The organism is Arthrobacter sp. efr-133-R2A-63, from assembly GCF_030209795.1.
Taxonomy (GTDB): domain Bacteria; phylum Actinomycetota; class Actinomycetes; order Actinomycetales; family Micrococcaceae; genus Arthrobacter; species Arthrobacter bambusae_A.
Genome location: NZ_JARVRG010000024.1, coordinates 86,113 through 112,231, shown reverse-complemented (window position 1 = coordinate 112,231; position 26,119 = coordinate 86,113). Strand labels below are relative to the sequence as shown.

Below are 26,119 nucleotides of genomic sequence, written 5' to 3'. Positions count from 1 at the left end.
GAAGCCAGAATGCCGTCCCCATCGATCCCGCCGGGCATCTGAGAACCGCGGGTCAACTCGCCGTACCGAAATTCAGACCGTAACCAGCACGTCGAAAGGCCACCTGCACGGCGAAAGGCACGTGCACCAGCACAGGCCAACCCGCGATTCCCTTGCGTGATCGGGGCTTAGACGCTTCGGCCGCGGTTGACGAAGAACATGATCACAGCGACCACAAGCACGATCGGAGCGATCCAGAGCAGGAAGCCGACAGCCTTGACCGTGCCGCCGATGATGAACAAAACGATCGCGATAACGGCCAGGATCCAAAGCAACGCGCTCATTACCATTACCTCCCAAATTGTGTTCTCGAACAGCCCCGGGTCGGCGGCTGGCCCTAATCTACTCCGCGCGGAACAGCGTTTCCAGTGGTACTGGCCGGTACCGGATGAGCCGTTGCGTCCGACGATTCGCGGAAGTCGTCAATGGCGGCCGCCGCAAGCTCCGGGTCCCGAACCCCAGTCCTGTGCCACGGTCAGACTCCATCTTCCCTTTCCCGGTTCTCCCTGCTCATCCTGACCTAGGCCGAGCGGCGTTCCGTGTAGCGTTCGCGGATCTGAGCTCCGCCTCAAGACGGCGGTTGTCGGCCTCCAACACAAGGACCATCCGGATGCCCGCCAGGTTCAACCCCGAGTCCAGCAGCTCACCGATCCGCCGCAATATCACGAGATCGTCCTCGCTGTACTGGCGGGTCCCGCCCAGGGTCCTGCCCGGTTCCAACAAGCCTTTGCGTTCGTAGAGGCGCAGGTTCTGCTGGCCCGTCCCCACCAGTTCGGCGGCGACGGAAATCGCGTACACGCCCCTCCCCCGGTCCTCGGCCTGCCCCATCGGGTACCTCCAAAATCCTTCAAAAATCAGCCTTGCCCTGATCCATTCATGGTGCTATAAGAAATATATACCAGCCACCATAGATCGGCTGGGTTGACAACAAAAACTTCGATCCGCAAGGAGTGACACACCATGCTGATGCGAACGGATCCGTTCCGTGAATTCGACCGGCTGGCCGAGCAGGTGCTCGGCACCACGGCACGGCCGGCGGCGATGCCGATGGACGCCTGGCGCGAAGGCGAGGACTTCGTAGTCGCCTTCGATCTGCCCGGAGTCAACGTGGACTCGGTGGACATCGACGTCGAACGCAACGTCCTGACTGTCAAGGCCGAACGCACGGACCCCGTCAGCGAGGGCACCGAAATGATTGCCTCCGAACGACCCCGCGGCGTCTTCAGCCGCCAGCTCATCCTCGGCGACGCGCTGGACACGAACGGTGTCAAAGCAAGCTACGACGCCGGAGTCCTGACCCTGCGCATCCCGGTGGCGGAGAAAGCAAAGGCGCGCCGCATCGAAATCGAAACCGCCGGAAAACAGCGCCAGGAAATCAGCGCCTGACCCTCGGCGCAGCCTCCCGGACCGGGAGCACCCCATCGGCCCACCACACGCAAAGGGCGGTCGAGTTCACAGACCACGCCACAGCGCAGCCAGCGCACGGATGGATGAGGCCCCGAGGATGACTCCCGCAACGATGGTCCCCGGCCGAACAGGCCGGGGACCATCCCCCCGCCCACCTGAACCAAGCACCTACGATGAGGAACAACGGCCCGAATCCCTACGACATCCTGCATATCGCCCCGACCGCCACGGCGCGTGAGGTGACCCGCGCCTACCGCACGCTCGTGCGCGGCCGGCACCCGGACACCCGGCCTGCCCGTGTGGCTCGTGATCCCGGTCCGGCGGAACCGGAATTGCAGGAGGAGCTCCAGGAGCTGCAGGACATCATGGCTGCCTATGCCATCCTCGGCAACCGGGAAAAGCGGGCGACCTACGACCGGGAACACCGGCAGCCAACTACGGACACGAAGCGGCAGCGGCCGGACGAAGCCTCCGTGTGGACCTCAGAGCAGGTACTACCCGCCGCCTCGCTGCTGATTGGACCGGTTATCCGGGAGCCGCCCGGCGGACGGTCCCCGGGATCGCCGGGCTGGCAATGTTTAAATCTCCCAAACGGTTACACGCTGATCCTGCGGATAGGGCGCTGAGCGCCCAAAGCCACCCACGCAATCACTAGGAGCCTCCATGAGTACCTGAGCTCATTCGACAATCAATTGATGCACGCGTTCCACGAACGCTTCGAACAGCGCTGGGGCAAAGGAACAGCGCCAAGGAGTTCACCTAAGGAACCCAGCACTGAATACCGTACCCGGACTGGCCGGAAGCTTCCTGCCATGGTCCGGGCCCTGATGGACAATACCCGGATGAGAAATCAATGACCCGGAGCGCACCATGACCCCTCCACAGATCAGCCAGTTCCTCGAGGATTGCATCATCAAAGATGACACGAACGATTCAGGACTCAACGCCGACGCGTTCTATGGGCTCTACGTCAGCTGGTGCTCCCTTAACCGCAAAGTCCCCCTCCCCGACCACGCCTTCCGCACGGCCCTCCGGATCGCGGGCCTCCAGACGGAAAAGAACGGGAAAGGCAAGAAGGGCGTCTTCCAAGGCTTGCGTATGACAGGGCCGGCAGCAGTGGACTACATCCTCAACAGCAGCGACTAAACCCGGACACCATGGCGCCCACGGCATGGCAAGTAGGGCAGTACGGCGGACTGAACGCGCCCGCCGCAGCGGGCCGGCCGGGCTGCGCTGAACGGTCCGCCGACCTACTGAGCGCCGTACCTGGGAAATGAAGCGCGCCAATGCCCGGTGTCACCCTGTGCCGGGCATTGGCGCAGCTACCGCCGAGAGCGTCTTCCAGGAAATCGCCCTCGCGCCGATCGTAAACCGCCGAAACGGCCCGGCGATTGAGTAACGGCTACTTGTTTCTACCGTGAAGGTCCCGGCTTGTACTCCGTCTGGTGTTCCACGCGGCCTCCGCAATAAGGTCTGGCGTTCCTTTCAGTAAGTATACTTACAATATTGTGCTGCACTCTGGGGCAGCACGGTCAAGGACCGTCCACCCGCGAATGCTTTACCCGGAATCTCCTCATGGCCCGGGGCCGGAGCAGCCAAAGGAAGGTTGCCACTCATGAATGACCAACCGAAAAGCGCCAAAGACGTCGGGGTCCTGTTCGATGTGGACGGAACCCTCGTTGATTCCACCTATTTCCACACAATGGCGTGGTGGCAGGCCTTCCGGCAACAGGGGCTGGACGTGCCGATGGCATCAATCCACCGTCACATCGGCATGGGTGGAGACAAACTGCTTGAGCGGCTACTCCCCGCGGACTCCGATCGGGATATCCGCGCTACGGTCGAGCGCGCTCACGGCTCGATATTCTCGACCTTTTGGCCCGCTATCCGCCCTTTCGAATCGGCAAGGACACTCCTGCAAGGGTGCGTGGAATCAGGGTTGGCCGTGGCGTTGGCTTCCTCGGCAAACGAGCGGGATCTTCAGGTGCTCCGAGGCATTCTCGACGCCGAACCCTGGATCGATTGTGCGACAAGTTCGGCCGACGCCGCCGAGAGCAAACCCTCCCCCGACATTCTTCTGGCCGCACTTGAGAAGCTGCATCTAAAGGCCGCAGATGTGGTATTCGTCGGCGATTCCGTCTGGGATGTCAAGGCTGCCGCCCGGCTCGGCATCGAAACGATCGGCCTCACATGCGGCGGAATCAGTGCAGCCGAGCTTTTTGAAGCGGGAGCGGTCGAAGTCTATTCGGGACCAAGAGCGCTCCTCCATCGACTGGACGCCAGTTCCATTGGAAAACTTGCCCGCCGGATTGATGGTGCGGAATCCCGCGGAACCGCACCAGGGGCACCTACGGACAACACGTCGGGATAGTCGCCGCAAAAGCATCCCCATCCTCGGCCAGGAAATGCCCCGCAAAGCGCGGGCAAGCCGTTCCCCGGCGCAGTTCGCGGACCTTTCCCACCGGATTCATGGACAAGGGGTTACGCTCGGAAGGTAAGCATGCTTACTATCTTAACTGCCAGTATTTCTGGTTCTTGATCCGCAGCCGACCTTCTTGGAAAGAGAGCGAAGATGACAGAGAACCAACGGGACGGGAATGACACGCCCCCGCCGGCCACCGAGCGACCAGCGGATGCGCAAGTTCACCCGCCGCAGACCCAGAACAGCGGCATGCCGACGACGGAAACCATCAAGGACGAAGCAGGGAACGTGGCCGAGCAGGCCGGGGACTCTGCGATGAACGTCGTCGAAACCGCGAAATCCGAAGTTGCGAACGTTGCCTCTGAAGTGAATTCAAGCGCAAGGGATCTGTTGGAGCAGGCCAGGCTGGACCTCACGGACCAGGCCGGAAGGCAACAGCAAAAAGTCGCGGCAGGCCTTCGATCCATCTCGGAGGAACTGCATTCCATGGCCACCGCTTCGGAACAACCCGGCGTCGCAACGGATTTGGTGCGGCAAGCCGCCCAACGGTCTTCGTCCGTGGCGACCTGGCTGGAAGACCGGGATCCGGGCTCCCTCCTGGACGAAGTGAAGACCTTCGCGCGACAGCGTCCCGGCGCGTTCCTCCTTCTGGCCGCCGGAGCAGGCGTCCTGGCCGGCCGCCTGAGCCGCGGACTGAGTGCCGGCGCTGAGCGCACTCCGCAAAGAACGGCCCCCGGGCGGGCAGCCGTCCAGCCGAACCGCAGCGGGGACCGGTCTTTCGTCCCCGGGCCAGGGATGACAGTGCCCCCTCCTCCGGTCCAGCTCCCTGGACCCGCCACGACGACCGCTGGATACCCGAACCCCGGCACCGGCCTGGGGGATGGGACCTTTGCGCCTGCAGGCGATCCCGGAACCCTGCCTCAACCCGCGCCGGTCACCGAGCCGGAAGCCGATCCGTGGCCTGACGGCGGGACAGCCGAGGATCCATTCATCCGTGACCGTTCGCACCGTCTTGGTTCTCCTGCTCCCCTGGCAGGAAACGACGCAGCCGACGGCGGGAGCGGGCCCGGCGTCGAGCCCACCAGCGGTGAGTCGCGATGACCGAGAGCCACATCCCGCCGACGCCCGCGCAGGCCAAAGCGGAATCGACATCGCTGGGAGACCTTCTGGGCGAGGTCACGCGGGACATTTCCACGCTGATGCGCCAGGAAGTGGAGCTGGCCAAAGCTGAACTGAAGCAGTCCACGGCGCAGGCAGGCAAAGGTGCCGGAATGCTGGCAGGCGCCGGCGTTGCCGGACATTTTGTCCTCCTCTTCCTTTCCCTCGCCCTTTGGTACGCACTAGGCGAGCTGATGGGCCTGGGCTGGTCCGCCGTCGTCGTGGCTGTCCTCTGGGCGATCGTGGCCGCTGTACTGGCGTCGATAGGCCGAAAGGAACTCAAAGCCGTCAAAGGCATGCCCCAGACAGCCGCAACAGTCCAGGAAATCCCAGAAACACTCAAACCACGCGAGGAGCAACGATGAGTGAAAACCCGGATGATATCCGTTCCGAGATAGAGGAAACCCGCCGGCGCCTTGGTACCAACGTTGACGCAGTGGCAGATAAAGTGACGCCATCTCAAGTAGTCCGACGCCAAACCGAAAAAGTCAAAGACGCCGTCTTCGGCGTGAAGGAGAACGTCATGGGTGCTGCGGATGGGCTGGCAGATGGCGGGCGATCAGCGTTCGACGACGCCGGTGCGGCCATAGGCGACGTGCCGCACCGCCTGGCCGGCAAGGCCCAAGGCAGCCCGTTGGCGGCCGGGTTGATAGCCTTCGGCGCCGGGCTGCTGGTGGCTTCCCTGATCCCGGCAAGCGATAAGGAAAAGGAGGCAGCTGCGGCCCTGAAGGAAGCGGCCGAACCCCTGACCACCGAACTTTCCGCGGCGGCTCAGGCTGTGGCCCGGGATCTCCAGGAGCCGGCCCAGGAAGCGCTGGACAACGTGAAGTCCGCGGCCACTGAGGCAGTCGAAAACGTCAAGGAAGAATCCCAGACCGCCGTTTCCGACGTAACGGACAGCACCACAGCGGCCAGGGACAGGATCCATCCGGCCTGATCCACACGGATCCACCACACGGAGGCGTGCTGTCAGGCCAATGCGGCATACAGGACAGTACGCCTCCAGCCCGCTCTGGAATGAGGGACATCCATGACGTCGAACAGCCCCGCCGAAAGCAGCAAGGCCAAGGCAGCAACAGCCCCGGATGCCGATGATGCCAGAAAACCGGACAGGCCCACGGACATCGCCAAGCCAACCTGGACCTACATAACCAAGAGGACTTTCCGGGAGTTCGCCAAGGACCAGTGCCCGGACGCCGCCGCGGGGCTGACCTACTACGCGGTGCTTTCCCTTTTCCCTGCATTGCTTGCGCTCGTCTCCCTTCTCGGTATTTTCGGGCAGGCAGGCAAGAGCACCTCCGCGCTCCTGGACCTCCTCCAAGGCATCGCCCCGGGATCCACCATCGCCACCATCCGCCAGCCCATTGAAGAGCTCACGACCTCGACGTCGGCCGGCTTCGCCCTGGTACTCGGTCTCGCCGCTGCGCTGTGGTCGGCGTCCGGATATGTGGGAGCCTTCAGCAGGGCCATGAACCGCGTCTACGAAGTGGACGAAGGGCGCGGGTTCATCAAACTCCGCGCAACCATGCTCGGCGTCACTGTGTTTGCGGTGATGCTCGTGGCCCTGATCGCCGGCATGCTCGTGCTCAGCGGACCCGTGGCCGACGCCGTGGGGAGGGCAGTCAACCTTGGCGGAGACCTCCTGACGGTCTGGAGCTTCGCAAAATGGCCCGTCGTCGTCCTGCTGGTGGTCTTGATCATCGCGGTCTTGTACTACGTCACCCCTAACGTGAAGCAGCCGCGGTTCCGTTGGATGAGCATCGGCTCCTTCATCGCTTTGCTGGCATTCATCCTTGCATCGCTCGGCTTTGGCTTCTACGTGGCCAACTTCAGCAACTACAACAAGACCTACGGGGCAATAGGGGGTGTCATCGTGATGCTCCTGTGGTTATGGATATTGAACATGTCCCTCCTGTTCGGCGCAGAGTTCGACGCCGAAATGGAACGCGGGCGGGAACTGCAGGCAGGAATCGACGCCGAAGAAGCCATCCAGCTCCCGCCTCGCGGAACGAAGCGCAACGGGAAACTTGAGAAACGGGAAGAAGAAGATGTGGTCGACGGCGAAAGGCTTAGCGCGCGACACACCCGGAACGCGGATTGACCCGGACCCGGCAGCAGTGATCAGGGTCCGGATCGACGGATGAGCACCAAACGCCAGGCTAATGGACCAGTCCGCCGTTGGCGCCGGCTTTGAGGATGGCTCGGCCTCCGACCTGCGTCCAGCTCCTGACTGAAGGAGGAGGGCCTGGGCAACCTCACGTGGATCATCGTCATGCTGGTCCCGTCACTGAGCGGTCGGGAACGGGCTCAATTCGATTCCGGTGGGTGGCGACCTTGGAACCCCAAAAGTCAAAAGGGCCCCTGAACTGCGTTTCCGCAGCTCAGGGGCCCTTTTCGGGTAGGGCTACCCGGACTTGAACCGAGGCGCGGGGCGAATCGCCGTGGCTGGGTGGCCGTGCCAAGGTCGAATCGATCACTTGGCCGCGGTCTCAGCCCATCGTCATGCCACCTGTCCCCGTCGTCCCCATGAACCAGGAACACAATCGGCACTTCCGCCGACGACCAAACCGCGGACACGACGGAGACACCGATGACCACGACGCCAGACCACAGAAGTGCGGCGGACACTGCCGACGAACAATGGCTGACCCCGAAAGACATCTGCACCCCTTTGCAAATTCCTGAGCAGACGTTCTACCAGTGGCGGGTGAAGCACGTCGGCCCCCGTCCCTACCGAATCGGCCGCCATCTGTGGATCAGTCGGAGTGAATTCAATTCGTGGTTATCCTTGCGCATGGAAGATTAGGTGCCTTACCAGCGGCTTTTGTCGTTCTGATGCTCGATCATCGCTGGGCGGGTCCTCCGCGCAACCAGGGCGCTGCGCGCCGCTCGCAATCCAAAACTTCGTTCGGCGCTCCGCTCATTTCCTCCCGAAGTTTTGGATTGTTCCCGGTCCCCCAAGTTGCGCTCCTGCCCCTTATGCCCAGCGGTAGATCCTTTATCACAACGACGCAGAAATCTGACCGGGACGATGTAGCCCGTTCAATGAAACCGCGTTGAATTATCCAGTGTTCCGGATAATTCCCGATGGTCCATGAGGCCCCGGTCTGGGGCCTGCAGGCCTTACCGGGGTTGCTTGAAGAGTCGTGCGAGCCCGGTTTCCGAATCCGAGAGGGCGAGCACGACGTCACCGGCATGCAGTGTGGTTTCGCCGCGGACTTGGATGAGCTGGCCGTCTCGTCGGATCATGCTGATCCACCCTGATTCGCCCAGGGCCATCTCCGCAATGGTCGAGCCATCCGCCGGGGATCCGGGCTCGACGACGTGGCGGTGCAGTCCGTGCGGTTCGTCGGTGAACCGCAGGCCAATGCCCCAGGGTTCCGGGTCGATGCGGCGCATCGGCACGTGCAGGAGTGCGGCTAGGTAGGGCACGAGTGTGCCTTGAACGATGACCGAGGTCAGGACGACGATGAAGATAATGGAGTAGATGCGTGACGCATCGGGCGGTCCGGCGCTGAGGATGAACATGCCCAGCAGGATCGGGACGGCTCCTTTGAGGCCGGCGAGCAGGATGAAGGCGCGTTCGCCGCGGCGCAGGCGGATGGGTATTGTGAGCAATCCGACAAGGGCGGGGCGGATGATGAGGATGAGCAGGCCGGCAAGGGCCAGCCCGGTCCCCAGCTCGCCGGAGCGGAGGACCTCCAGGAGCGGGACGCTGAGCCCGAGAACTGTGAACGCGACGATTTCGGCCAGGCTGGCGATGCCGGCGCTGAAGCGTTCGATGTCGCGTTTGTGAGGGGCGCGTTGGTCCCCGATGATGATTCCTGCCAGAAACACTGCCAAGAACCCTGAACCGTGGAGCAAGGTCGTTGCGGCATAGATGAAGGCAACAGCCGCCATCGTTCCCACCGAGTGCAGGGCTTCGTTCGGCAGGGCAACCTTGCGCATCAGCGCCAATAAGCCATGTCCGGCCAAGAAACCGATGAGAGCACCGACGGCCATTTGGAGCATGAAGTCCGCTGTGCCGACGGCCACGGCGTCAAGCCCGCCACCTGTGGCGCCGAGCAGGCTGATCATCAAGGCGATGCCGACCGGGTCGTTCGCCCCCGATTCACCCTCCAAGATGGTGCCTGTGCGGCCGGTGATTTCCCGGCCGCCCAGGACGGAGAACACGACGGCGGGATCTGTCGGGGACAGGGCCGCACCGATGAGCAGGGCCGCGCCCCAACCGAATCCAAAAAACGCATGAGCGGCCAGTGCCAGGGCGGCTGCCGTTGCCGCGGTTCCGGCGATCCCGATCCACGCTATGGCCCCGGCTGATTGACGGAACCGGTGCCAGCCGATGTGCATGCCGCCATCGAAGAGGATGAATACCAAGGCAACGGTGACGATTCGTTCATCCACAGTCACCGGGATGTGTTCGAGCCCGGGTACAACATCGGAGGCCAGGGACGCGGCCAAGAGAAACAAGGCCGGCGCGGGTACACGGAGCCGGGCGCTGAGGCGATGGGTCAACACGGCGGCAAGCAGAGCGCCCGCGACCAAGAGCATGATGAGGGAAAACGGCTCGAGGTCGATCACGTGTTGAATGCTACGCCGCGAACGGGCACCGGGAACTGAAGCCGGTGTCAGAAGCCAGAGCTTGACCTGTCAAGAATCGCTGCCACGCTCCGTCGACCGAGGCCCGACCTGGCCTGCCGCGATGAGGGCATCAGCCCTTCCCGTTTCCGTTGCCGGGTTTCGACGGGGCTGTCGGGGCCTGGGGCGCCGTCGGCTGCGGTGCCTGGCTCGGGGTCCCTCCGGTGGCCTGGTCGCTGCTGCGGGTCTGTGTCGCGGAACCGCCGATGAGGCTCTGCGGCGGGGCGTCGAAGTCGCCGTGGTCGTAGAGACCGACGACCTGCTGCATGTACTGCGCCCACTGTGGTCCGGCGATGTAGGCCCCGTCCACCACGGGGTAGTATCTGCCGTTGACCGTGATGTCGCGTCCGAGCCGGGAGGGACCGCCGTTGAAGGGGTCTCCGAAGAAGGACGCCGTTGCCAGGCCTTTGGTGTAGCCAAGAACCCAGGTCTGGTTGTTGTACTGGTTGGTGCCGGTCTTGGCAGCGTCCGGGACGCCGAGCTTCTGCGGGATGAGCAGGCCGGAGCCCTTGGTGAGGACATCCTGGAGGACATTGGTGGTCGCCTTGGCGACATCCGGTTTCAGGGCGTTCGGCTGGCACGCCGATGCCTGCCCGCCGATTCTCTTGCCCGAGGCGTCGTCGACTTCGGCGATCGAGATGGGTGCGCAGTACGTGCCGTCCGCGGCGAAGGTAGCGAAGGCGTTGGCCATCGTCAGGGGGGCGACGTTCTGGCTGCCCAGGATATTACCCAGGGTCGAGAGGTCGATCTTCTTGTCGTTCCCGTCGCCCAGGTGCAGGCCGATGGCGTCGGCCGCCCGTTGGACGTCGCAGAAGTCGTTCAGGCCGGCCAGGGACGCGAACGTCGCGGTGTTGATTGAGTTGTAGATGCCCTGCCGGACGGTCATGGGCCGGTACCAGCCGGGTTCGTCGTTCTGCAGGTCCGTGGAGGGTGGAAGAGTGCTGTCGAACCAGCCATGGACGGCCCCGCATGTCGTCTTCCACGGGTAGTTGACGCCGTAGCGACGCCTTGACGCGTCGACAATCTGGTTCGTTGTTTTGCCTTCGCCGAGCCAGGCCGCGAGGGTCACCGGCTTCATGGTCGAGCCGGGCTGCATGCCGCCCACGCCGCCCAGGTCGTTGCCGTTGGCGTCCGCGCGGTCGACGTTGAAGTTGTAGGTCGAGACGAAGCTTGTGCCCTGGCCGGCGAGCGTACGGGAGTTCTGTGCCATGGCGAGGACCTTGCCTGTACCGGGCTGGACCGTCACGAGGGAGGCGCCCCATTTGTCCGGGTTCGTCCCGGTCGTGGCGTCGACCTGGGCCTGGGCGGGTCCTTGGAGGCGCGGGTCCAGGGTGGTCTTGATGGTCAGGCCGCCGCGCATGATCTTCTGGATCCGGTCCTCCTGTGTCGCGCCATAGGCCGGGTCGTTCTGGATCTGGTGGAGGACGTAATCGCAGAAGTACTGGGCCTGGACGGCGTAGGCGCAGCCCTGCTTGGGCGGGTTGACCTTCAGCTGGATCGGGGTGTTGACGGCGTCGTCGTGCTGCCGCTGGTTGATGTAGCCGTGCTGGAGCATCGCATCGAGCACCAGGTCCCGCCGCGTTTTGGACGCCACCGGGTGCTGGGTGGGGTCGAACAGCGAGGGTCCGTTGACCAGGCCGGCGAGCAGGGCCGCCTGGGGCACCGTAAGGTCCTTGGCGTCAACGGAGAAGAAGTACTGGCTGGCGGCCTGGATGCCGTAGGCGTTGGCGTTGAAGCCGACGATGTTGAGGTAGCCGGCGAGGATCTGGTCCTTCGTGAACTGCTTCTCGAGGCCAATGGCGAGCTTCATCTCCCGGAGCTTGTCGTTGATGGTCTTCTGGCCGTTGAGCACCACCTGGGCGTCCTTGCCCTGGGCGATGAGGTTCTCGTTGAGCACGTTGGTCACGTACTGCTGGGTCAACGTGGAGGCGCCCTGCCGGGCCCCGCCGCTGTTCGTCACGAGGGCGCGCAGGATGCCGGTCGGGTCGATGCCGCCGTGCTCGTAGAAGCGGTAATCCTCGATCGCGACGATGGCGTTCTTGATGTTCGGGGACATCTGCTCGAGGGGAACCTGGGTGCGGTTCTCGTTGAACAGCGTCGCGATCTGGGATCCGTCTGCTGCGAGTACCCTCGTCACCTGCCCGGCAGGTGCCACAGTCAGCTCACTGGGCAGCCCGTTGAAGAACTGGGCCGAGCCGCTCGCTGTGATCCCGGCCACCGCTGCGGCGGGGACCATCAGGCCGGCCACGAGCATCCCGCAGACGGCGCTCACGCCGAGGAAGAGCAGGATCCGGCCGAGCGTTGTGCCCGTGTCCAGGAGCGGGTTCCTGCCGGAAGTCACAGCGGCCGGCGCAGGGCTCCGGGCCGGATCGGACCCAGCACCGTGCGGAAGCATGCCTCGTTCACGGGGCCAAGGCCGAATTCGTATCCGATTGAACATATCTTCCTCAGGTTCTCTGGCGATGGATCGGGTTGGTTGTCGGGCGTCGTGCCCCGCGTCTCTCAAGTGCCCGGGTGGTGAGCATTGCCCGCAAATCGCACACGTGGGCGGGGTGCGGGCTGGGTCGGTTCCGCGCCGTCATGCGGGCTCTGAGGGTCAGCTGCCGGTAGTCAGCGGTTCAGAGGAGTCCGGCGCGGAATCCCCAGGCACGGCCGTCGAGCGTCTGCGCCGGAACAGCAGGACGAACGCGACGGCGCCCGCCAGGAAGATGAGGCCGGCAACCCAGGTGTTCACCCGGAGCCCGAGGATCAGGTTGGCATAGTCGGAGCGCATCAGTTCAAAAGCGAAGCGCCCCGCCGTGTAGCCGGCGACATACAGGGAGAACACGCTTCCCGCCCCGAGGGTGAAGCGCCGGTCCACATACAAAAGAAGAAGCCCGACGACGACGCACCACAGGGACTCGTAGAGGAACGTGGGCTGGAAATAGCCCAGGACCACCGGCGCGCCCGAGGGATCGGTCACCGCCGAGCCAGTTGCAGCATCCATCTGATGGATCTGGAGTTTCCACGGCAGAGCGGTCGGATCCCCGTAGAGCTCGTTGTTGAACCAGTTACCCCACCGGCCCAGGGCCTGGGCAAAAACCACACCTGGCGCCACTGCGTCCAGGAACGCCACCAAAGACACCTTCGCCCTGCGGCAGCCGATCCATGCCCCCACGACGCCCAAGGCCACGGCGCCCCAGATCCCCAAGCCTCCGTCCCAGATAGCAAAGGCATTCCACGGATTCTTTCCCGGAAGGAAGTAGAGCTCGGGATCGGTGATGACGTGGTAGAGCCTGCCCCCGATGATCCCTGCGGGCACCGCCCAGAGGCAAATGTCCAGGACCTGCCCGGGCGCACCGCCGCGGGCGGTCCAACGCCGGGACGTCAGCCAGACGGCCAGCACGATCCCGGCCAGGATGCACAGCGCGTAGAAATGGATGGTCAGGGGGCCTAGGTGAAAGGCGCTGACGGTCGGCGAGGGGAAGAAGGAATCAGAGGCAGTCATGGAGATTCGGGATCCTGTTCGGGAAGTTAGGGCAAAAACAGTGTTGCTCGGCAACCTTGAGGTCAGCCGGGTTCCGAATGGTCCTCCCGGGCCGGAAGAGCCTTGGGGCGGGCGCGCCGTCCCAGAAACGACAGTATGGCCGCCGCGGCACCGAGCACCGCGAAGAGCGCCACCGCGATCCGGAAACCGAGTCCGGGGACCGCCGGGGCTCCGGCACTGTTGCCCAGGGCGTTGGCGAGGGAGTACGCGACGGCGCCCAGGGCGACGCCCAGGGAGGTTCCGACGCCCCGGGTCATGTTCAAGACGCCGCTGACCATGCCGGCCTGGTGGTCGTGTCCGGCCGCTGCCACGGAGGCGTTGTTGGCTGGGGTGAACAGGCCAAGCCCCAGACCCATGGCCGCGAGGGCGGCTGCCGTGACCCACAGATCATGGGAGGAGAAGACGAGCGCGGCCAGCGCGGCTGCGGCCAGTCCCATGCCTGCGGACGCCGGCAACCGGGCGCCGAATCGGTCCGCCAGCAGACCCGCAACCGGTGCAACGAGTCCCAATGAGACCGGCAGGACCGTCAGCAGCAGTCCGGCCTGGGCCGGGGGAAGGAAATACTCCGATTCCAGATGCAGCGGTGTGACGAACAGGACCCCGAACAGCACGAGATAGCCCAGCAGACCGGTCGCGACGCCCCGGCTGAATGTCCCGGACCTGAACAGCGACAGGTCTACCAAGGGGTGTCTTGCCCGGCGTTCCCGCAGGGCAAAGAGAACGAAAAGAACCAGCGATGCGCCCAGCAGTCCGAGAACAACGGAGTTGCCGAAACCGAGCCTGGCCGCCTCCGACAAAGCCAGGAGCAGGGCCCCGACGGCCGGCATCAGGGCAACCAGCCCCAGCCAGTCCAGCCGGGCACGGGGGGCCTTGACGTGGGTGCGCGGGAGCAGGAACCAGCCCAACAGCAACCCGATAATCCCTGCGGGGATGTTGACGAAGAACACCCACCGCCACCCACCCAGGCCGATCAGGAGGCCTCCGACCGAAGGGCCCATGGCCAGGCCGATGGCCTGCGCGGCACCCTGGAGGCCGATGGCCTTACCAAGCTTCCCGGCAGGCATGCTCGTCCGGATCAGGGCAACACTGTTGGCCTGCAACATGGCCCCGCCGACCGCCTGGACAGCCCTGGCCACCAGGAGCCAGGTGATGTCGGGGGCAAGCGCGCACCCCAGGGAAGCGAGGGTAAACAGGGCGAACCCATAGGTGTAGAGCAGCTTCCGCCCCACCATGTCCGCCAGTCGGCCGACCGCCGAGATGCTGCCCACCAGCACCAGAAGGTAAACCAGCGCCACCCACTCCACCTGGGCGAGGGTGGCGTTCATGTCAGTCCTGATAGCCGGCACCGCCAGTGTCACGATGCTGGCATCCAGCTGGCCCATGAACGCGCCGATACACACCGTTGCCACGACCAGCCACGGCGCACCGGGTCGTCGCCGGATCCAGTCAGGCCTGGCCGGTTCCCGCCACAGCTTCCCCCAGCCGGTGGGCGGAGCGGAGGAGAAAGGGGCTGTGCCTGAAGAAAGTTGTTCGGTCACAGAACTATTCTATAGGGGGAATACCGGGTTAGGCTAATGGCATGAACACCGTCAATGCGTCCGACCCGGCCACCGACCCGGCGGTCCGTGACTATGCCGGCGCCGATGCCTGGTCGCTGACCGGGGTGATCACGCGTCTGCGGCGGGTCCTGCGCTCCAGCGTGCGGCAGGAGTTCCCCTGGGAATCCCTGCCCATGGCCCAGGTGGAGGTCATGCAACGCCTTGCCGATGAGCCCGGCATGGGGGTCAGTGACCTCGCCGACCGCCAACGGCTGGCGACCAACACCGTCAGCAGCCTGGTCCAGCAAATGGTGACCGCAGGATTCGTGGAACGCACCCCCCGTCCGGGGGACCGCAGGGCCGTGAACCTGATCCTGACGCAGACCGGCACGGAGATACTGTCAGCATGGCAGGCCGCCAACGACCGAAGGCTCGGCCAAGCCTTGGAACGGCTCCCGGAGGCCTACCAGAACGTAATAGAAAACGCCGTCCCTGCCCTGGCCGCCCTCGCGGCGCTGCTGGAAGCCGAGGACCAGACCCGGAACCGGGACCAGGCACGGCAAAGCGGGACACGGCCGTGACGGGCACGCCCCGGCCGCCACGCACCGACAGGTATTGGCCGGTTCTCCTGCTCGACATCACAGCGGTCACTGTTCTTGTCGTCCTCGCCCTGGCACTGCCCGCCGGTCCCTGGTGGTGGAACCTCGCCGCCCTCTGGACCGCCGTCGCCGTACTGCGGGCCCTCAACCAACACCAAAGCCTCGCGCGGGAACACCCCTAGAAACGCGATTTTCCGCGGCACAGCACCGTAGGCCGACTCGGCGATAAGACGACTACTTTCCGGGAAGGGTGGATCCGGTCGCGCCGGGACCTGAGAGGATACGCAGGACCGAGGTCTGGTCCAGCCAGCCCCGGAGGATGCCGCCGTCATCAGTTACCGGAGTTCCTGCGCTGGCCGACGAGTCCAGCAGGGTGTCGAGAACGGATTCAAGGCTCGCGCCGGGCAGGACGGTAGCGGGCATTTCGGCGGCGTCCGAAAGGAGGATCCACTCCGCGTCCTCGTCGTTGTTGAGGACTTCGGAGAGGGAATGCACGGTCACTATTCCCTTCAATAATCCTTCCCGGTCCGTGACCGGCAAGGCCAAGTGTCCCTCGGCGAGCAGCCTTCGTGCTCCTTCGGTGACGGCCATGTCCGAAGGCAGCGGCTGCAGCCCGGTGTCCATGATGGCTCCTACGTTCATGCTGCGCAGCAGTTCGGTGCCGGGGTGCCGTTCGAGGTCGATCCCGCGGCGGCGCAGCTTGAGCGTGTAGATAGTGTCCCTGGACAGGGCCTTGGACACTCCGGAGGCGACCACAATGGCCAGCATCAGGGGCAGGATGATCGAATATTCGCCGGTCAGTTCGAACATGATGAGCACCGCCGTGATCGGTGCCCGGGCTGCGCCGGCGAACACGGCACCCATGCCGACCAGGGCGAAGGCCCCCACCTGGCCGTGCAGGGCCGGATCCAGGAAACCGGCAACCTCGCCGAACGCGGCGCCAAGCATGGCTCCGATGAACAAGGACGGGGCGAACACGCCCCCGGATCCGCCGATACCGATGGTCAGGCTGGTAGCGACGATCTTGCCCACGAGCAGGAGCAGCAGAAAACCGACCGCGTAGCTGCCTGCCACCCCGGCTTGGAGGACCGGGTAGCCCACCCCGTACATCTGCGGCAGCACCAGCAGCAGCGACCCCAGCAGCAGACCGCCCGCGACCGGGCGCAGCCACTCCGGGCCGCGCCAGGCCCAGTCGCACAGGTCCTCGATCTTGTACAGGATCCGGGTGAAGCCGATGCCGGTAACGGCCGCCAGCAGGCCCAGCAGGATGAAGAGCGGATACTCGACCCCCGAGGAGACGCTGAAGGCAGGCAATTGGAGGAACGCTTGGTTCCCCAGGAAGGTCCTGCCGATGATCGATGCGGTGACCGAGGCCAGGACCACGGCGCCGAACGCGCCGGCGGCAAAATCCGCCAGCAGCAGCTCCAGGGCGAAGAACACCCCAGCGATGGGGGCGTTGAACGTCGCGGCAATCCCGCCGGCGGCTCCGCAGGCCACCAGGGTCCGGACCCTGGATTCGGGCAGCCTGAGAGTCTGGGCAAGCCAGGACCCCAGGGCCGAACCGATCTGCACGATCGGCCCCTCCCTGCCCACGGATCCTCCGGAACCGATGCAGATCGCCGAAGCCAGCGCCTTGACGACGGCGACCCTGCCCTTGATGCGGCCCCCGTGCTGGCTGACCGCATACATGACCTCCGGGACGCCGTGGCCCCGGGCCTCCGGGGCGAAGCGCTTCACCAGCGGCCCGTACAACAGGCCCCCGGCCGCCGGGGCCAGGACGACGAAGGCGCCTCCCAGCCACGGAACCCACGGATGGGCACTGCCACCCGGAGCGGCCGAGTAGTCGGTGGTGCCGCTAAAGAACAAAGTCGCCGCGGTGATCAGCCAGCGGAACCCGACAGCCGCGAACCCGGCCCCGGCACCCACCACGACAGCCATGGCCACCAGCTGGTAGGAGGAGCCCGCCAATGTCCTCCGGAACACAGCCGACCGGCCGGGCAGGAACCAGCGACTGGAATGAGCGGGCTGCGCGGTCAAGGAAACTCCGATTCATTACGTGACACAACATATGTACTATGACAAGTATGAAGAATACCACCAACGCCGTCGGACCCTCCGGTGATGCACGGACCAGGCACCGGGACGACGCCGCCCTCGAGAGCACGTTGACAGCCTCCCGGGCGCTGCTGGGGGTGATCGCCCGGTCCCTGGCGCCGGTGATGGACACGGTAACGTTGCCCCAGTTCCGGGTCCTGGTGATCCTGTCGAACTTCGGTCCGCTGCGCATGGGTGAACTGGCCCAGCATGTAGGTGCGAAGCAGTCAAGCTTCAGCCGTTTCGCCGACAGGATGGTCGCCGGCGGTCTGATCGCCCGCGCGGCCAGCCCCGACAGCCGGCGCGAGGTGATCATTTCCCTCACCGAGAAAGGCGAAAGGGTCTACGCCGAAGTCACGGATGCGCGCCGGCGCGAGATCTCCTTGGTTCTTCAGGATCTCTCCGGCCCGGATCTGGACGCGGTCCGTGCAGGTTTTGAGGTTTTTGCCCGTGCCGCCGGGGAGCCCTCCGCGGACGAGACCCTCATCCTGGGGATCTAGGGGTGGCGCTGCTGGCCGCCATGCCGGACCCCGGTGCCGGGGATCCGGGAGCAGCGATGACCGGGCCCATGTGGATGCCGGACCCGCCACCCACGCTGGAACGCGTGCTGGCCTGGCACCCCCAGCCCGTCCCCCTTCTGCCGTTGTTCGTCCTGGTCCTGTTGGTCCTTTACGGCCTCGGCGTCTTCATTCTCTTCCGCCGGGGTGTGCGCTGGCCGCCTGCCCGGATCATCTGGTGGCTTCTGGGGACGGCGACCGTACTGCTCGTCACCGCCACCGGGATCGAGGGCTACGGGATGGAGCTGTTCAGCATCCACATGGTCCAGCACATGGTCCTGAACATGCTCGCCCCGGTCTTCCTGGTCCTCGGGGCCCCGGTGACCCTGCTGCTCAGGGCATTGCCGGCAGGGCCGGGAGGACGCGGAAGCATCAGGCGGGGCGTTCTGCGGGTCCTGCACAGCCGGGCCGCCGCCGTCCTGATGCATCCGGCCGTGACGTTCGCCCTGTTCATCACCAGCCTGTACGGGCTGTATTTCACACCCGTCTTCGACTACCTGATGGGCACCTGGTGGGGGCACACCCTGATGCTCGTCCACTTTTTACTCATCGGATTCCTCTACTTCTGGGGGATCATCGGCGTCGATCCCTCCCCGCGGAAAGCCCGGGGCGGGCTGCGCGCCAAGGCCGGGCCGGTACTGCCCGTGCTCGAACTGGCCGCTACCGCGCCCTTCCACGCCTTTTTCGGGGTTGTGGTCATGATGTCCACAACGCTGCTGGTGAAGTTCTACGCGATGCCGATGCCCGGCTGGCACGTGTCTCCGCTGGCTGACCAGGCCGCCGGCGGCGGCATCGCCTGGGGATTCACCGAACTTCCCACCCTCCTTGTCCTCGGGGTGCTCGTGGTGAAATGGCAGAAATCGGACCAACGCACCACCGGGGCCGCAGAGAGACGTGCGTCCCGTGAAGGCGACACCGAACTTGCCGACTACAACGCCTACCTCCTCTCCCTGGAGACCCGCAACGGGGGCCGGCGCTGACATGACTCCTTCCGGCACCGGCGCAGGAGCCGTCCTGTACGCATTCACGCTCGGGCTCGTCGCTGCCGTGAACCCCTGCGGATTCCCGATGCTCCCGGCCTACCTCGCACTGTTTTGCGGCAGCCGTCCCGGCCGCCTGGGATCCGGGACGGCCCGGGCCCTGCTCGCCGGGGCCAGTGTCAGCGCAGGGTTCGCGGTGGTGTTCGGCGTCCTCGGGTTCCTCTTCGAAGCCGGGGCCCGGCTCGCGACAGGCTGGCTGCCGCCGATCATGGCCGCAGTGGGCCTGCTGATGGCAGTCGCCGGAGTGTCCACCCTGTTCGGCCACCCACCGGTCCTGCGCCTTCCCGCCCCGCGGATGCGCGCCGGAAGGTCGATTCTGGCCATGGCCCTTTACGGGGTGGCATACGCGACCGGGTCCCTGAGCTGCTCGCTGCCGCTGTTCCTGGCCGCGGTCGCCGGGTCGTTCACCGGCCAGGGCTTCTTCGGCGGACTCCTGAGCTACCTTGCCTACGCGCTAGGCATGGCCTTGTTCGTCACCGCCGCCGCCGTCGTCGCGATGGTCCTTGGCGCCGCCGCAGTGCGGCGCATCGGGGCCGCCGGACGCTGGCTTGGGCTGATCTCGGGAATCACTTTGACCCTCTCGGGCGCCTATCTGGCCTATTACTGGCTGACCGAGCTGCTGGATCCGGTGGGGGTCTCGACCGTCACGGCTTCCGTTCAAGGAGCTTCCGGCTGGCTTGCCTCCCTCATCGGCGCGGCACCGGCTCTGTCCGCGCTGGTGCTGGGCGTCCTCGTGCTCGGCCCGATCGCCTTGGTCATCCGCCGGATCCTCACCGAGCCGCACCCTCAACCAGCGCCGCAGCATCCACCTGCAGCACCAACGACCACGTCCCAACAGGAGAAAGGGAACACCGGACCATGAGAACCGCCCCGCCATCCACCGATCCAGCCACGAACAGGCGCCGGCTGATCGCAGCCGCGATCTGGGCCATTGCCGGCCTCGCCATCGCCGCGTCCGTTGCCGGAATCTTCCTGGTGGCCCCGTCCAAGCCAGGCACGACGGCGGCCACCCCGGCGTCCGTGACGGTCGAACCGGGCATCGACGCCGCCACGGCCCGACTCCTGCAGCTGGACGTTCTGCACCCCCCGCTGGATAACGCCCCGGATTTCACCCTCACCGCGCAGGACGGCAAGCCAGTCAGCCTCTCCCAATACCGTGGAAAGTCCGTCGTGCTCTCCTTCAACGACGACCAATGCCAGGACCTGTGCACTCTCCTGGCCCAGGACGTCACCGAGGCCAACCGCGACTTGGGCGCTGCCGCGGCCGACGTCGTCTTCCTCTCCATCAACGCCAACACTGCGCATCCGGCGGTCGGGGACGTCAAGGCCTGGACCGAGGACCATGGACTCGCCTCCGAGACCAACTGGGTCTTCGGCACCGGAACTCCCGATCAACTCACGGCCGTGGCCGCGAAATACCACGTACCGATAGGCGTCGACCCGCAGACCCACGACGTTGTCCACGGATCCGAACTGTTCTTCATCAATCCCGCAGGCAAGGAAGCGGCGATCGGGCAATTCGGCACCGAATCCGCGAACACGGCCCTCTTCGCCCACGGCATGGCCCAAATGGCCGTGGACCTCGTTCCCGGACGTCCCGGTGCCACGGTCGGCGGGCCCGCATCCTCCAGTGCCACCGCGGCGAAACCCGCCGAACTGGGGCAAGCCGCCCCCGGCTTCACCCTGCCGAGGCTGGGCAACCCAGGAACCCGGACCTCCCTGGACGGAACGAAAGGCAAATACACGGTCGTCAATTTCTGGGCCAGCACCTGCACCGCCTGCACGCAGGAAATGCCCGATCTCCAACAAGCCCACCAGGACCTGGGATCCTCCACAGCATTCCTTGGCATCGACGTCGCAGACCCAGCCGGCCAGGCAACGGACCTGGCCGCACGCAGCGGCACCACCTACCCGCTGCTGGCCGACACCAACGGAACCACCGCCGGGGCCTACCAAATATCAGGCCTGCCGTTCACCGCCATCATCGCCCCGGACGGAACACTGCTCGTCCGCCACCCCGGAACGTTCACCGCCGAACAGCTCGAATACGTCCTGCACACCCTGGAAAACAACCCACAATAACGACAGGCCCGGCACAGGCATGGATCGCTCAATAAGCGGCAGGAGCCCCCATGGCGATGCGGTTCCGATAAGGCCACACCTGGTCCTCGATGTAACAACCCTGCGGGTCGCTCCTGGGGTGGTGACTCTGAGCCTGCTGATTCTGTTCTGCTTTTCCTCGAGCCGCACCCGATCGCCCTACAACGGCTGGTGGTGCGTTGCCTTGCTGCTTTTCCTTCTGGGGAACATCGCGTTCCTTTCAAGGGAACGGAACAGCAGATCTGGAACAACGAGACGGCGCGCCTCCCGGCCGCCTCCACCACAGGCCGCCAGCGTCGCTCGAATTCCGGCAGGGCCGGCCCGATCCGCCTGCGCGAGGCCACCGGTCCCACGATGTCCCGCGGCAGCGCGGCACCGGCGATAGCGAGCGAGCCGCCTTGGCCAGCCAGAAGCGACACGGCTCCACAGGCGTCGCCCAGGAGAACAGTCCGCCCGTCAGGGGGACCTTGGCCCCTGTTGGAGTGGCTGGCCCGGTCGTACACTAAGAGCGCCTGCAGGTAACCATCAGATGACGCCGGGTTGTTCAGGACATGAGAATGTCCGAGCCTTCTCTTAGCGAGATCGCGAAGGTACCTGCAGGTTCTGCGGGTAAGACTGCAGGGCGGTCCCGGAGCGACATGAGCCGCGGGGCTCAAGCGACCGTTCATAAAGGACGCCGACACTGGGAAATTTGGCTCTTGCGTCACCAGAAAATCAGGCGTAACACTGTTAGTACGTTCTTCGAAAGAAGAACGGGAACGGACAACAGGGGAACCCTGGAACACACAGTGGATCTGATCCGCCTTGGTCTGCCGGTGACGAGGCAGGAAGCACCAGGACTCCGCAAGTTCGGGAGATGATGTTCGTCATAACAGAATCAAAACAGTCGAAGCCCCTTCAGCATTGCTGGTGGGGCTTCCCCTAGTACTACCCTTCAACGTCCAACTCCTGGGCCCCACAAGCCGACATTCGCCGCCCCACATCAGGGACTTGCCCGGCCAGAGTCGAATGCCGGTCCTGACCGTCCTGGTCAGCTTCTGCCGCGGCGAAACCTACCGCCTGGCGAATTACTCTGACCCGTCAACCCCAACAATGGCTCATCGTCGGGGCCTTTCGCCCCTACAGCACGGATGGGTCACGGCAGATACTGGGCATGGGCCTCTTTTCGGACCTAATGCCGAAGCCGGTTCCACGGTCACAATGAAAGGACACCACGATGGCAAGATGCGACGTTTGTGGAAACGACGATCCGAGGACTTTCACGGTCACCAGGGCTGACCAAAAGGGCACGTTCGACAGCTTCGAATGTGCCATCCATATGATGGCACCGGCGTGCGAACATTGTGGCTGCCGGTTGTTGGGACACGGCGTCGAGACCGACGAAGGAATCTATTGCTGCGAGCATTGCGCGCGCGAAGCGGGAGCACAGCATCGGGAAAGATCCCATGCCAATACTGACCTCGTTGTTCCGGCCGGCCCGCCGTCTGAAAGCCGGCAGGAATGACAGAAAACATCACCGTCTGCCCGCACTGCGCAAAGTCAAACAGGGTTCCGTCCAGCGCCGGCGGCCTGCCGCGATGCGGGCACTGCCATCAGCTGTTGCCTTGGATCGTTGCCGCCAGCGACGGCGACTTCGCCGAAGTCGCCGAGGGGGCAACTCTTCCGGTACTTGTCGACTTCTGGGCTGTGTGGTGCGGCCCGTGCCGGACAGTCAGCCCGGTGCTCGATCAATTGGCGCGGGAACGGGCCGGAAGGGTGAAACTCGTCAAAGTCGACGTGGACAACTCCCCCCATCTGGCTTGGCGTTTCGGCATTCAGGCGGTGCCCACGCTCATGATCCTGATCGGCGGAAAGGTCCTCGCACGCCGCGCCGGGGCCGCACCGGCAGCAGCCCTGCGCTCATGGATTAATGGCGTTCTTTCCCAAAATCACGTAGTCAGCAAGAGTGGCTGAGTCTGCAGGACCGGGTCCGCGATCTGGAAACGGCCCAAACCTCGGCGACGTACTTCCAGACGCCCATTACAGCGGCGTCCGGCAGGCTCGATCAACCCGTCCCGGGCCATAGCCGGGCATCAAAACCATCCGGGCAGGGGTTCCTCGCACGGCAGGGGATCGAGTTCGGCAAGATGGCCGCCGTCCGGGCTGCACCCCTTGAACGGGCCGTCAACCGAGAGCAGCACCGACATGTGATGGTCCGCGTGGTCGCGCCACCACACGCTCATGCCTGTGGTTTCGTCGAGGCGCAAGAATTCCCACGCACGCCACAATGCATCCAAACGACTGATTGCTTCGGCATGCTTCCACCATTGCGGGCACCAAATCACACCGCCGCCGACAATGAACTTCCTGCGATACGTTGTGGCCAGATTGTCGCTGACAAACTCGGCAACATTTGAATAGAACATGGGCTATTCTCCCATCAACGACACCCCATTCCTAAGCACCGACCACACCGTGATGGTGATACATCTCGGGATCGGAAAGAAGACGCGAGAACCGATGGCAGCCATTCGAGATCCTCAGAACCTGGCCGCCGGAAGGAAGCAATAAGAGATTCGCAGGCAAGGCAGTGGATCCTCGGTACTGGCCAGAAGAAGCAGCAGGGACGTGCCGCCGGTGGTCGAGCACCCCTTAGCCGGTTGCGTATCGAAGCGGATCTTTTGGATCCCCGCTAGTTTGTCATCTGTGCCGCGCTTCGTGATCTCGTTTCCAATCACTTCGCGCTGGGCCGCGATCGCGTCTGTCGCGCGCTTTTCAACTCGGCTTCAGTCTCGTCAAGCTCCATATCTTCCCCGCTCAGGTCAGTCACATCAATCTCAAAGCCCACAAAAATTCCGAACGTATTGTGCTTCTTGATGGCGTCGTCCCCGCCGTCGGCCGACGGCAGCAAGATCACTGCCAGGGCTAAGAGTCTTTCCTCGTCCAACTCCTCAGTTAGAACTGCCCCTCGAGCAGTGAGAAGAGAATGACCTCGCCACCTCGCCGGACTTCTCTTCTGGGGTGCGGAACTGCTGCGACTGAACCCTGGCTGCAACTTCCATCATTCGCCCTGGGTCCCCAATGAGCTTTTGATAGTCGAGACGCGAAAGCACATTCGCAACGCTGTTGTTTTCAGTTCACGGTAGAGGCCCGGAAGGAGTTCGGGGATCCTGTCATCGCGACCTCCTTAGCCCTTAGGATCAGTTGGTTAGAGCGAAGGACTGAACATATTTTGGACTCGGCAACTTTTTCGTTGCCGAGTCCAGCTATTTCCAGACGTTCCCCCTGCCGGGGAACGTCTGGAATTGCGACACTTGATGTCAGGCTGGGGTCTAGGAGTTTCACAAGTCGTTGCCAGAGAAGGAAGCGATGAGCCCTATTCTGACAGCTCCACACCAATCACCTGACGTCCAGCTGGGGTGCGGGCTCTGAGGACCTTCCGCCCCGTCAATTCAGGTGACTGATGCCTCCCCCGTGTTTTGGCCATGTCCACAAGTTGGTTGGCCGTTGGGCGGCTCCGCTGACGCCGGCCAGCGGCCCACGCGCTACATCCCTCGTGCCGCGTGTGAAGAGGAGAGCCGGCATGCCGATTCTCTGCGCCGAGGAACGGATCGAGTGTGCCGCGCATCAACGCCCAAGGAAGATCAAATGGGCTAGCATGTTGGTTATTCACCAAACTCACCATACTCGCCAAATTAACCAAATTCACCCCGATTCACTTGTTTCCTGGAGGAAGTAGCGTGCCCACGACGGAGAACCCGTTTCGACCCACGGCCGGCGCCACACCACCCGAGGTCATCGGCCGTTCCGGGCTTCTGGACGAATTCGAGTACGGGTTGGAACTTGGCTCGGGCGCGCCAGGCTTGCTGTCCATCTTCACCGGCGCCCGAGGCATCGGCAAGACCGTCATGCTCGGCGCAGCCCACGACGTTGCCCGCGAACACGGATGGGCCGTCATCGCCGAGACTGCCACCACTGCGTTCATGGGCCGCATTGGGGAGAAGATGCGTAGATTGACTCAGGAACTGGCCGACCAGCCCGAATCGCGCCGCCGCATCACAGGATTATCGATCGCCGGCTTCAGCATCACCTCGCAGCTGACACCCGAACGCCAGGTCGACTGGCGGGAACTGGGAGAAGCTCTGCTGGCGCTCCTGAACGAACATGGCACGGGCCTGCTGATCACGGTGGATGAGATTCACGCAGCTGACCGCGCCGAGCTTGCCCAGCTTGCTGCCAACGTTCAGCACTTCATCCAGGATCGGCTGCCCATCGCGTTGATCTTCGCGGGATTGCCCTCAGCGGTATCAGACCTGCTGAACGAAGGTGTAGCGACATTCCTTCGAAGGGCCGACAAAATCGACTTGCATGCCCCGGCCGTGCGCGACGTCGAGAAGTCCTACACCGGCACGTTCGCCGCCGCTGGCATCAGTATCCCGCCGGAACAGATCCAGAAGGCAGCAGCTGCCACGGGCGGCTACCCCTTCCTGATCCAACTCATCGGCTACTTCCTCTGGCGTGAAGCTGAGAAGGAAAACGGCCCGCTCTCCCCCGACGCAGTCGACAGAGCGATCGCCGCCGGCATCCGGCGCAACGAACGCGTTGTCATCGAAGCAGCCCTCGCAACCGCCTCAGCCAAGGACCGCGAATTCCTCCATGCAATGTCCACCGATGACGGGCCGTCGACGACCGCGGACATCATTCACCGAACCGGGTCCCGGCCAACCCTGGTTGCGAAATACAGGAACCGCCTCATCGATGCAGGACTCATCGAATCAACCGGGCACGGAAAGGTTGACTACGCCATTCCTGGGCTGCGGGAGTACCTCCGCAAGAACCCCGGCTCCTGAGTCCGTAAGGATACTCCCGTGGTCAAAAGCGCTCTGGACTACCGACACGACAGTGAGCAAATTGGGAAAGCACCCACGAAAGACGGTATTTCGCCAGCGTCCGGCTCCCGGAACGGGCGAAGCCCCGGTCAAATAGCGGTTGACCGAAGCTCCACGAAGATCTTCCCCGGGC

27 protein-coding genes are annotated in these 26,119 nt (G+C 64.3%); 18 read left to right on the top strand and 9 right to left on the bottom strand.

The genetic code is table 11. From position 1 onward, the window contains the following. Window positions 1-167: 167 nt before the first annotated feature. A complete protein-coding gene (locus QRN45_RS13155) occupies window positions 168-323 on the bottom strand; it encodes a hypothetical protein (RefSeq protein WP_171983377.1) in 156 nt (51 codons plus the stop codon). A gap of 226 nt (window positions 324-549) precedes the next feature. Then, complete coding sequence (locus tag QRN45_RS13150) at window positions 550-867, bottom strand: MerR family transcriptional regulator (RefSeq protein WP_284763660.1); 318 nt, start codon at window positions 865-867, stop codon at window positions 550-552. 132 nt (window positions 868-999) lie between these two features. On the opposite strand from QRN45_RS13150, the gene QRN45_RS13145 reads away from it, so the two are divergent. The 9 genes from QRN45_RS13145 to QRN45_RS20930 all read left to right on the top strand — a co-directional run bounded on the left by QRN45_RS13145 (window position 1,000) and on the right by QRN45_RS20930 (window position 7,832). Beyond that, entirely contained in the window at window positions 1,000-1,425 is a 426-nt protein-coding gene (locus QRN45_RS13145) for an Hsp20/alpha crystallin family protein (protein ID WP_284763659.1), read from the top strand. A 194-nt stretch (window positions 1,426-1,619) separates the two neighbouring features. After that, window positions 1,620-2,072 (top strand): J domain-containing protein, encoded by a 453-nt coding sequence (locus tag QRN45_RS13140; RefSeq protein ID WP_284763658.1) that lies wholly within the window; start codon window positions 1,620-1,622, stop codon window positions 2,070-2,072. Between the two features lie 244 nt (window positions 2,073-2,316). Then, entirely contained in the window at window positions 2,317-2,592 is a 276-nt protein-coding gene (locus QRN45_RS13135; protein WP_241707848.1) for a hypothetical protein, read from the top strand. Window positions 2,593-3,061: 469 nt separating this feature from the next. Beyond that, window positions 3,062-3,817, top strand: coding sequence for an HAD family hydrolase (locus QRN45_RS13130; RefSeq protein ID WP_264637629.1), 756 nt, complete (start codon window positions 3,062-3,064; stop codon window positions 3,815-3,817). A 201-nt stretch (window positions 3,818-4,018) separates the two neighbouring features. Next, window positions 4,019-4,969, top strand: coding sequence for a hypothetical protein (locus QRN45_RS13125; RefSeq protein ID WP_284763657.1), 951 nt, complete (start codon window positions 4,019-4,021; stop codon window positions 4,967-4,969). After that, window positions 4,966-5,391 (top strand): phage holin family protein, encoded by a 426-nt coding sequence (locus QRN45_RS13120; protein ID WP_241707851.1) that lies wholly within the window; start codon window positions 4,966-4,968, stop codon window positions 5,389-5,391. Before QRN45_RS13125 ends, QRN45_RS13120 begins: the two co-directional genes overlap by 4 nt. Then, window positions 5,388-5,963: a DUF3618 domain-containing protein gene (locus QRN45_RS13115; RefSeq protein ID WP_284763655.1), complete on the top strand. Its 576-nt coding sequence runs from the start codon at window positions 5,388-5,390 to the stop codon at window positions 5,961-5,963. Before QRN45_RS13120 ends, QRN45_RS13115 begins: the two co-directional genes overlap by 4 nt. A 93-nt stretch (window positions 5,964-6,056) precedes the next feature. Then, window positions 6,057-7,127: a YihY/virulence factor BrkB family protein gene (locus tag QRN45_RS13110; RefSeq protein WP_284763654.1), complete on the top strand. Its 1,071-nt coding sequence runs from the start codon at window positions 6,057-6,059 to the stop codon at window positions 7,125-7,127. 489 nt (window positions 7,128-7,616) lie between these two features. After that, entirely contained in the window at window positions 7,617-7,832 is a 216-nt protein-coding gene (locus tag QRN45_RS20930) for a helix-turn-helix domain-containing protein (RefSeq protein ID WP_350309773.1), read from the top strand. A 317-nt stretch (window positions 7,833-8,149) separates the two neighbouring features. Here QRN45_RS20930 and QRN45_RS13105 read toward each other — a convergent pair whose 3' ends face one another. From QRN45_RS13105 to QRN45_RS13090, 4 genes are all read right to left on the bottom strand, one after another. After that, entirely contained in the window at window positions 8,150-9,607 is a 1,458-nt protein-coding gene (locus tag QRN45_RS13105; RefSeq protein ID WP_284763652.1) for a cation:proton antiporter domain-containing protein, read from the bottom strand. Window positions 9,608-9,737: 130 nt separating this feature from the next. Continuing rightward, a complete protein-coding gene (locus QRN45_RS13100; RefSeq protein ID WP_284763651.1) occupies window positions 9,738-12,059 on the bottom strand; it encodes a transglycosylase domain-containing protein in 2,322 nt (773 codons plus the stop codon). Window positions 12,060-12,260: 201 nt separating this feature from the next. Then, window positions 12,261-13,151, bottom strand: coding sequence for a prolipoprotein diacylglyceryl transferase (gene lgt / locus QRN45_RS13095; RefSeq protein WP_241707871.1), 891 nt, complete (start codon window positions 13,149-13,151; stop codon window positions 12,261-12,263). A 62-nt stretch (window positions 13,152-13,213) separates the two neighbouring features. Next, window positions 13,214-14,728 carry a DHA2 family efflux MFS transporter permease subunit gene (locus QRN45_RS13090; RefSeq protein WP_284763650.1) on the bottom strand — a complete coding sequence of 505 codons (1,515 nt, stop codon included), beginning with the start codon at window positions 14,726-14,728 and terminating at the stop codon, window positions 13,214-13,216. Window positions 14,729-14,769: 41 nt separating this feature from the next. Between QRN45_RS13090 and QRN45_RS13085 the strand changes: the two genes are divergently transcribed. Together QRN45_RS13085 and QRN45_RS13080 are read left to right on the top strand one after the other, a co-directional pair. Beyond that, window positions 14,770-15,309 carry a MarR family winged helix-turn-helix transcriptional regulator gene (locus tag QRN45_RS13085; RefSeq protein WP_284763649.1) on the top strand — a complete coding sequence of 180 codons (540 nt, stop codon included), beginning with the start codon at window positions 14,770-14,772 and terminating at the stop codon, window positions 15,307-15,309. Then, window positions 15,306-15,509, top strand: coding sequence for a hypothetical protein (locus QRN45_RS13080; RefSeq protein WP_241707874.1), 204 nt, complete (start codon window positions 15,306-15,308; stop codon window positions 15,507-15,509). The genes QRN45_RS13085 and QRN45_RS13080 overlap by 4 nt, the downstream gene beginning before the upstream one ends. 52 nt (window positions 15,510-15,561) lie before the next feature. Here the strand turns inward: QRN45_RS13080 and QRN45_RS13075 are convergent, their stop codons facing one another. After that, window positions 15,562-17,364, bottom strand: coding sequence for a chloride channel protein (locus QRN45_RS13075; RefSeq protein ID WP_284763647.1), 1,803 nt, complete (start codon window positions 17,362-17,364; stop codon window positions 15,562-15,564). 47 nt (window positions 17,365-17,411) lie between these two features. Here QRN45_RS13075 and QRN45_RS13070 point away from each other — a divergent pair, with 47 nt between their 5' ends. The 6 genes from QRN45_RS13070 to trxA all read left to right on the top strand — a co-directional run bounded on the left by QRN45_RS13070 (window position 17,412) and on the right by trxA (window position 23,071). Next, window positions 17,412-17,921 (top strand): MarR family winged helix-turn-helix transcriptional regulator, encoded by a 510-nt coding sequence (locus QRN45_RS13070; RefSeq protein ID WP_241707876.1) that lies wholly within the window; start codon window positions 17,412-17,414, stop codon window positions 17,919-17,921. 2 nt (window positions 17,922-17,923) lie between these two features. Next, window positions 17,924-18,958, top strand: coding sequence for a cytochrome c oxidase assembly protein (locus tag QRN45_RS13065; RefSeq protein WP_284763645.1), 1,035 nt, complete (start codon window positions 17,924-17,926; stop codon window positions 18,956-18,958). Between the two features lies 1 nt (window position 18,959). Further along, entirely contained in the window at window positions 18,960-19,880 is a 921-nt protein-coding gene (locus QRN45_RS13060; protein ID WP_284763644.1) for a cytochrome c biogenesis CcdA family protein, read from the top strand. Beyond that, window positions 19,877-21,100, top strand: a complete 1,224-nt coding sequence (locus QRN45_RS13055; RefSeq protein WP_284763643.1) for a redoxin domain-containing protein — start codon at window positions 19,877-19,879, stop codon at window positions 21,098-21,100. The genes QRN45_RS13060 and QRN45_RS13055 overlap by 4 nt, the downstream gene beginning before the upstream one ends. Window positions 21,101-22,334: 1,234 nt before the next feature. Continuing rightward, window positions 22,335-22,622, top strand: coding sequence for a metallothionein (locus tag QRN45_RS21015; RefSeq protein WP_319801844.1), 288 nt, complete (start codon window positions 22,335-22,337; stop codon window positions 22,620-22,622). Beyond that, window positions 22,619-23,071 carry a thioredoxin gene (gene trxA / locus QRN45_RS13045; protein ID WP_284763641.1) on the top strand — a complete coding sequence of 151 codons (453 nt, stop codon included), beginning with the start codon at window positions 22,619-22,621 and terminating at the stop codon, window positions 23,069-23,071. The genes QRN45_RS21015 and trxA overlap by 4 nt, the downstream gene beginning before the upstream one ends. A 119-nt stretch (window positions 23,072-23,190) precedes the next feature. On the opposite strand, the gene QRN45_RS13040 is transcribed toward trxA, so the two are convergent. Further along, a complete protein-coding gene (locus QRN45_RS13040; protein WP_078105772.1) occupies window positions 23,191-23,523 on the bottom strand; it encodes a DUF4913 domain-containing protein in 333 nt (110 codons plus the stop codon). Between the two features lie 308 nt (window positions 23,524-23,831). Beyond that, the gene (locus QRN45_RS13035) at window positions 23,832-24,044 is read right to left on the bottom strand and encodes a hypothetical protein (RefSeq protein ID WP_241707881.1); all 213 of its coding nucleotides are present in this window, start codon (window positions 24,042-24,044) and stop codon (window positions 23,832-23,834) included. Window positions 24,045-24,837: 793 nt separating this feature from the next. Here QRN45_RS13035 and QRN45_RS13030 point away from each other — a divergent pair. Further along, on the top strand, window positions 24,838-25,947 hold the full coding sequence (locus tag QRN45_RS13030) for an ATP-binding protein (RefSeq protein ID WP_284763640.1): 1,110 nt from the start codon (window positions 24,838-24,840) through the stop codon (window positions 25,945-25,947). Window positions 25,948-26,119: the final 172 nt, after the last annotated feature.

What these genes read in the sequence shown, in the direction of transcription:
- QRN45_RS13155 (WP_171983377.1), bottom strand. Translation starts at nt 323, where the DNA reads ATGAGCGCGTTGCTTTGGATCCTGGCCGTTATCGCGATCGTTTTGTTC.
- QRN45_RS13150 (WP_284763660.1), bottom strand. Translation starts at nt 867, where the DNA reads ATGGGGCAGGCCGAGGACCGGGGGAGGGGCGTGTACGCGATTTCCGTC.
- QRN45_RS13145 (WP_284763659.1), top strand. Translation starts at nt 1,000, where the DNA reads ATGCTGATGCGAACGGATCCGTTCCGTGAATTCGACCGGCTGGCCGAG.
- QRN45_RS13140 (WP_284763658.1), top strand. Translation starts at nt 1,620, where the DNA reads ATGAGGAACAACGGCCCGAATCCCTACGACATCCTGCATATCGCCCCG.
- QRN45_RS13135 (WP_241707848.1), top strand. Translation starts at nt 2,317, where the DNA reads ATGACCCCTCCACAGATCAGCCAGTTCCTCGAGGATTGCATCATCAAA.
- QRN45_RS13130 (WP_264637629.1), top strand. Translation starts at nt 3,062, where the DNA reads ATGAATGACCAACCGAAAAGCGCCAAAGACGTCGGGGTCCTGTTCGAT.
- QRN45_RS13125 (WP_284763657.1), top strand. Translation starts at nt 4,019, where the DNA reads ATGACAGAGAACCAACGGGACGGGAATGACACGCCCCCGCCGGCCACC.
- QRN45_RS13120 (WP_241707851.1), top strand. Translation starts at nt 4,966, where the DNA reads ATGACCGAGAGCCACATCCCGCCGACGCCCGCGCAGGCCAAAGCGGAA.
- QRN45_RS13115 (WP_284763655.1), top strand. Translation starts at nt 5,388, where the DNA reads ATGAGTGAAAACCCGGATGATATCCGTTCCGAGATAGAGGAAACCCGC.
- QRN45_RS13110 (WP_284763654.1), top strand. Translation starts at nt 6,057, where the DNA reads ATGACGTCGAACAGCCCCGCCGAAAGCAGCAAGGCCAAGGCAGCAACA.
- QRN45_RS20930 (WP_350309773.1), top strand. Translation starts at nt 7,617, where the DNA reads ATGACCACGACGCCAGACCACAGAAGTGCGGCGGACACTGCCGACGAA.
- QRN45_RS13100 (WP_284763651.1), bottom strand. Translation starts at nt 12,059, where the DNA reads ATGCTTCCGCACGGTGCTGGGTCCGATCCGGCCCGGAGCCCTGCGCCG.
- lgt (WP_241707871.1), bottom strand. Translation starts at nt 13,151, where the DNA reads ATGACTGCCTCTGATTCCTTCTTCCCCTCGCCGACCGTCAGCGCCTTT.
- QRN45_RS13085 (WP_284763649.1), top strand. Translation starts at nt 14,770, where the DNA reads ATGAACACCGTCAATGCGTCCGACCCGGCCACCGACCCGGCGGTCCGT.
- QRN45_RS13070 (WP_241707876.1), top strand. Translation starts at nt 17,412, where the DNA reads ATGAAGAATACCACCAACGCCGTCGGACCCTCCGGTGATGCACGGACC.
- QRN45_RS13060 (WP_284763644.1), top strand. Translation starts at nt 18,960, where the DNA reads ATGACTCCTTCCGGCACCGGCGCAGGAGCCGTCCTGTACGCATTCACG.
- QRN45_RS13055 (WP_284763643.1), top strand. Translation starts at nt 19,877, where the DNA reads ATGAGAACCGCCCCGCCATCCACCGATCCAGCCACGAACAGGCGCCGG.
- QRN45_RS21015 (WP_319801844.1), top strand. Translation starts at nt 22,335, where the DNA reads ATGGCAAGATGCGACGTTTGTGGAAACGACGATCCGAGGACTTTCACG.
- trxA (WP_284763641.1), top strand. Translation starts at nt 22,619, where the DNA reads ATGACAGAAAACATCACCGTCTGCCCGCACTGCGCAAAGTCAAACAGG.
- QRN45_RS13040 (WP_078105772.1), bottom strand. Translation starts at nt 23,523, where the DNA reads ATGTTCTATTCAAATGTTGCCGAGTTTGTCAGCGACAATCTGGCCACA.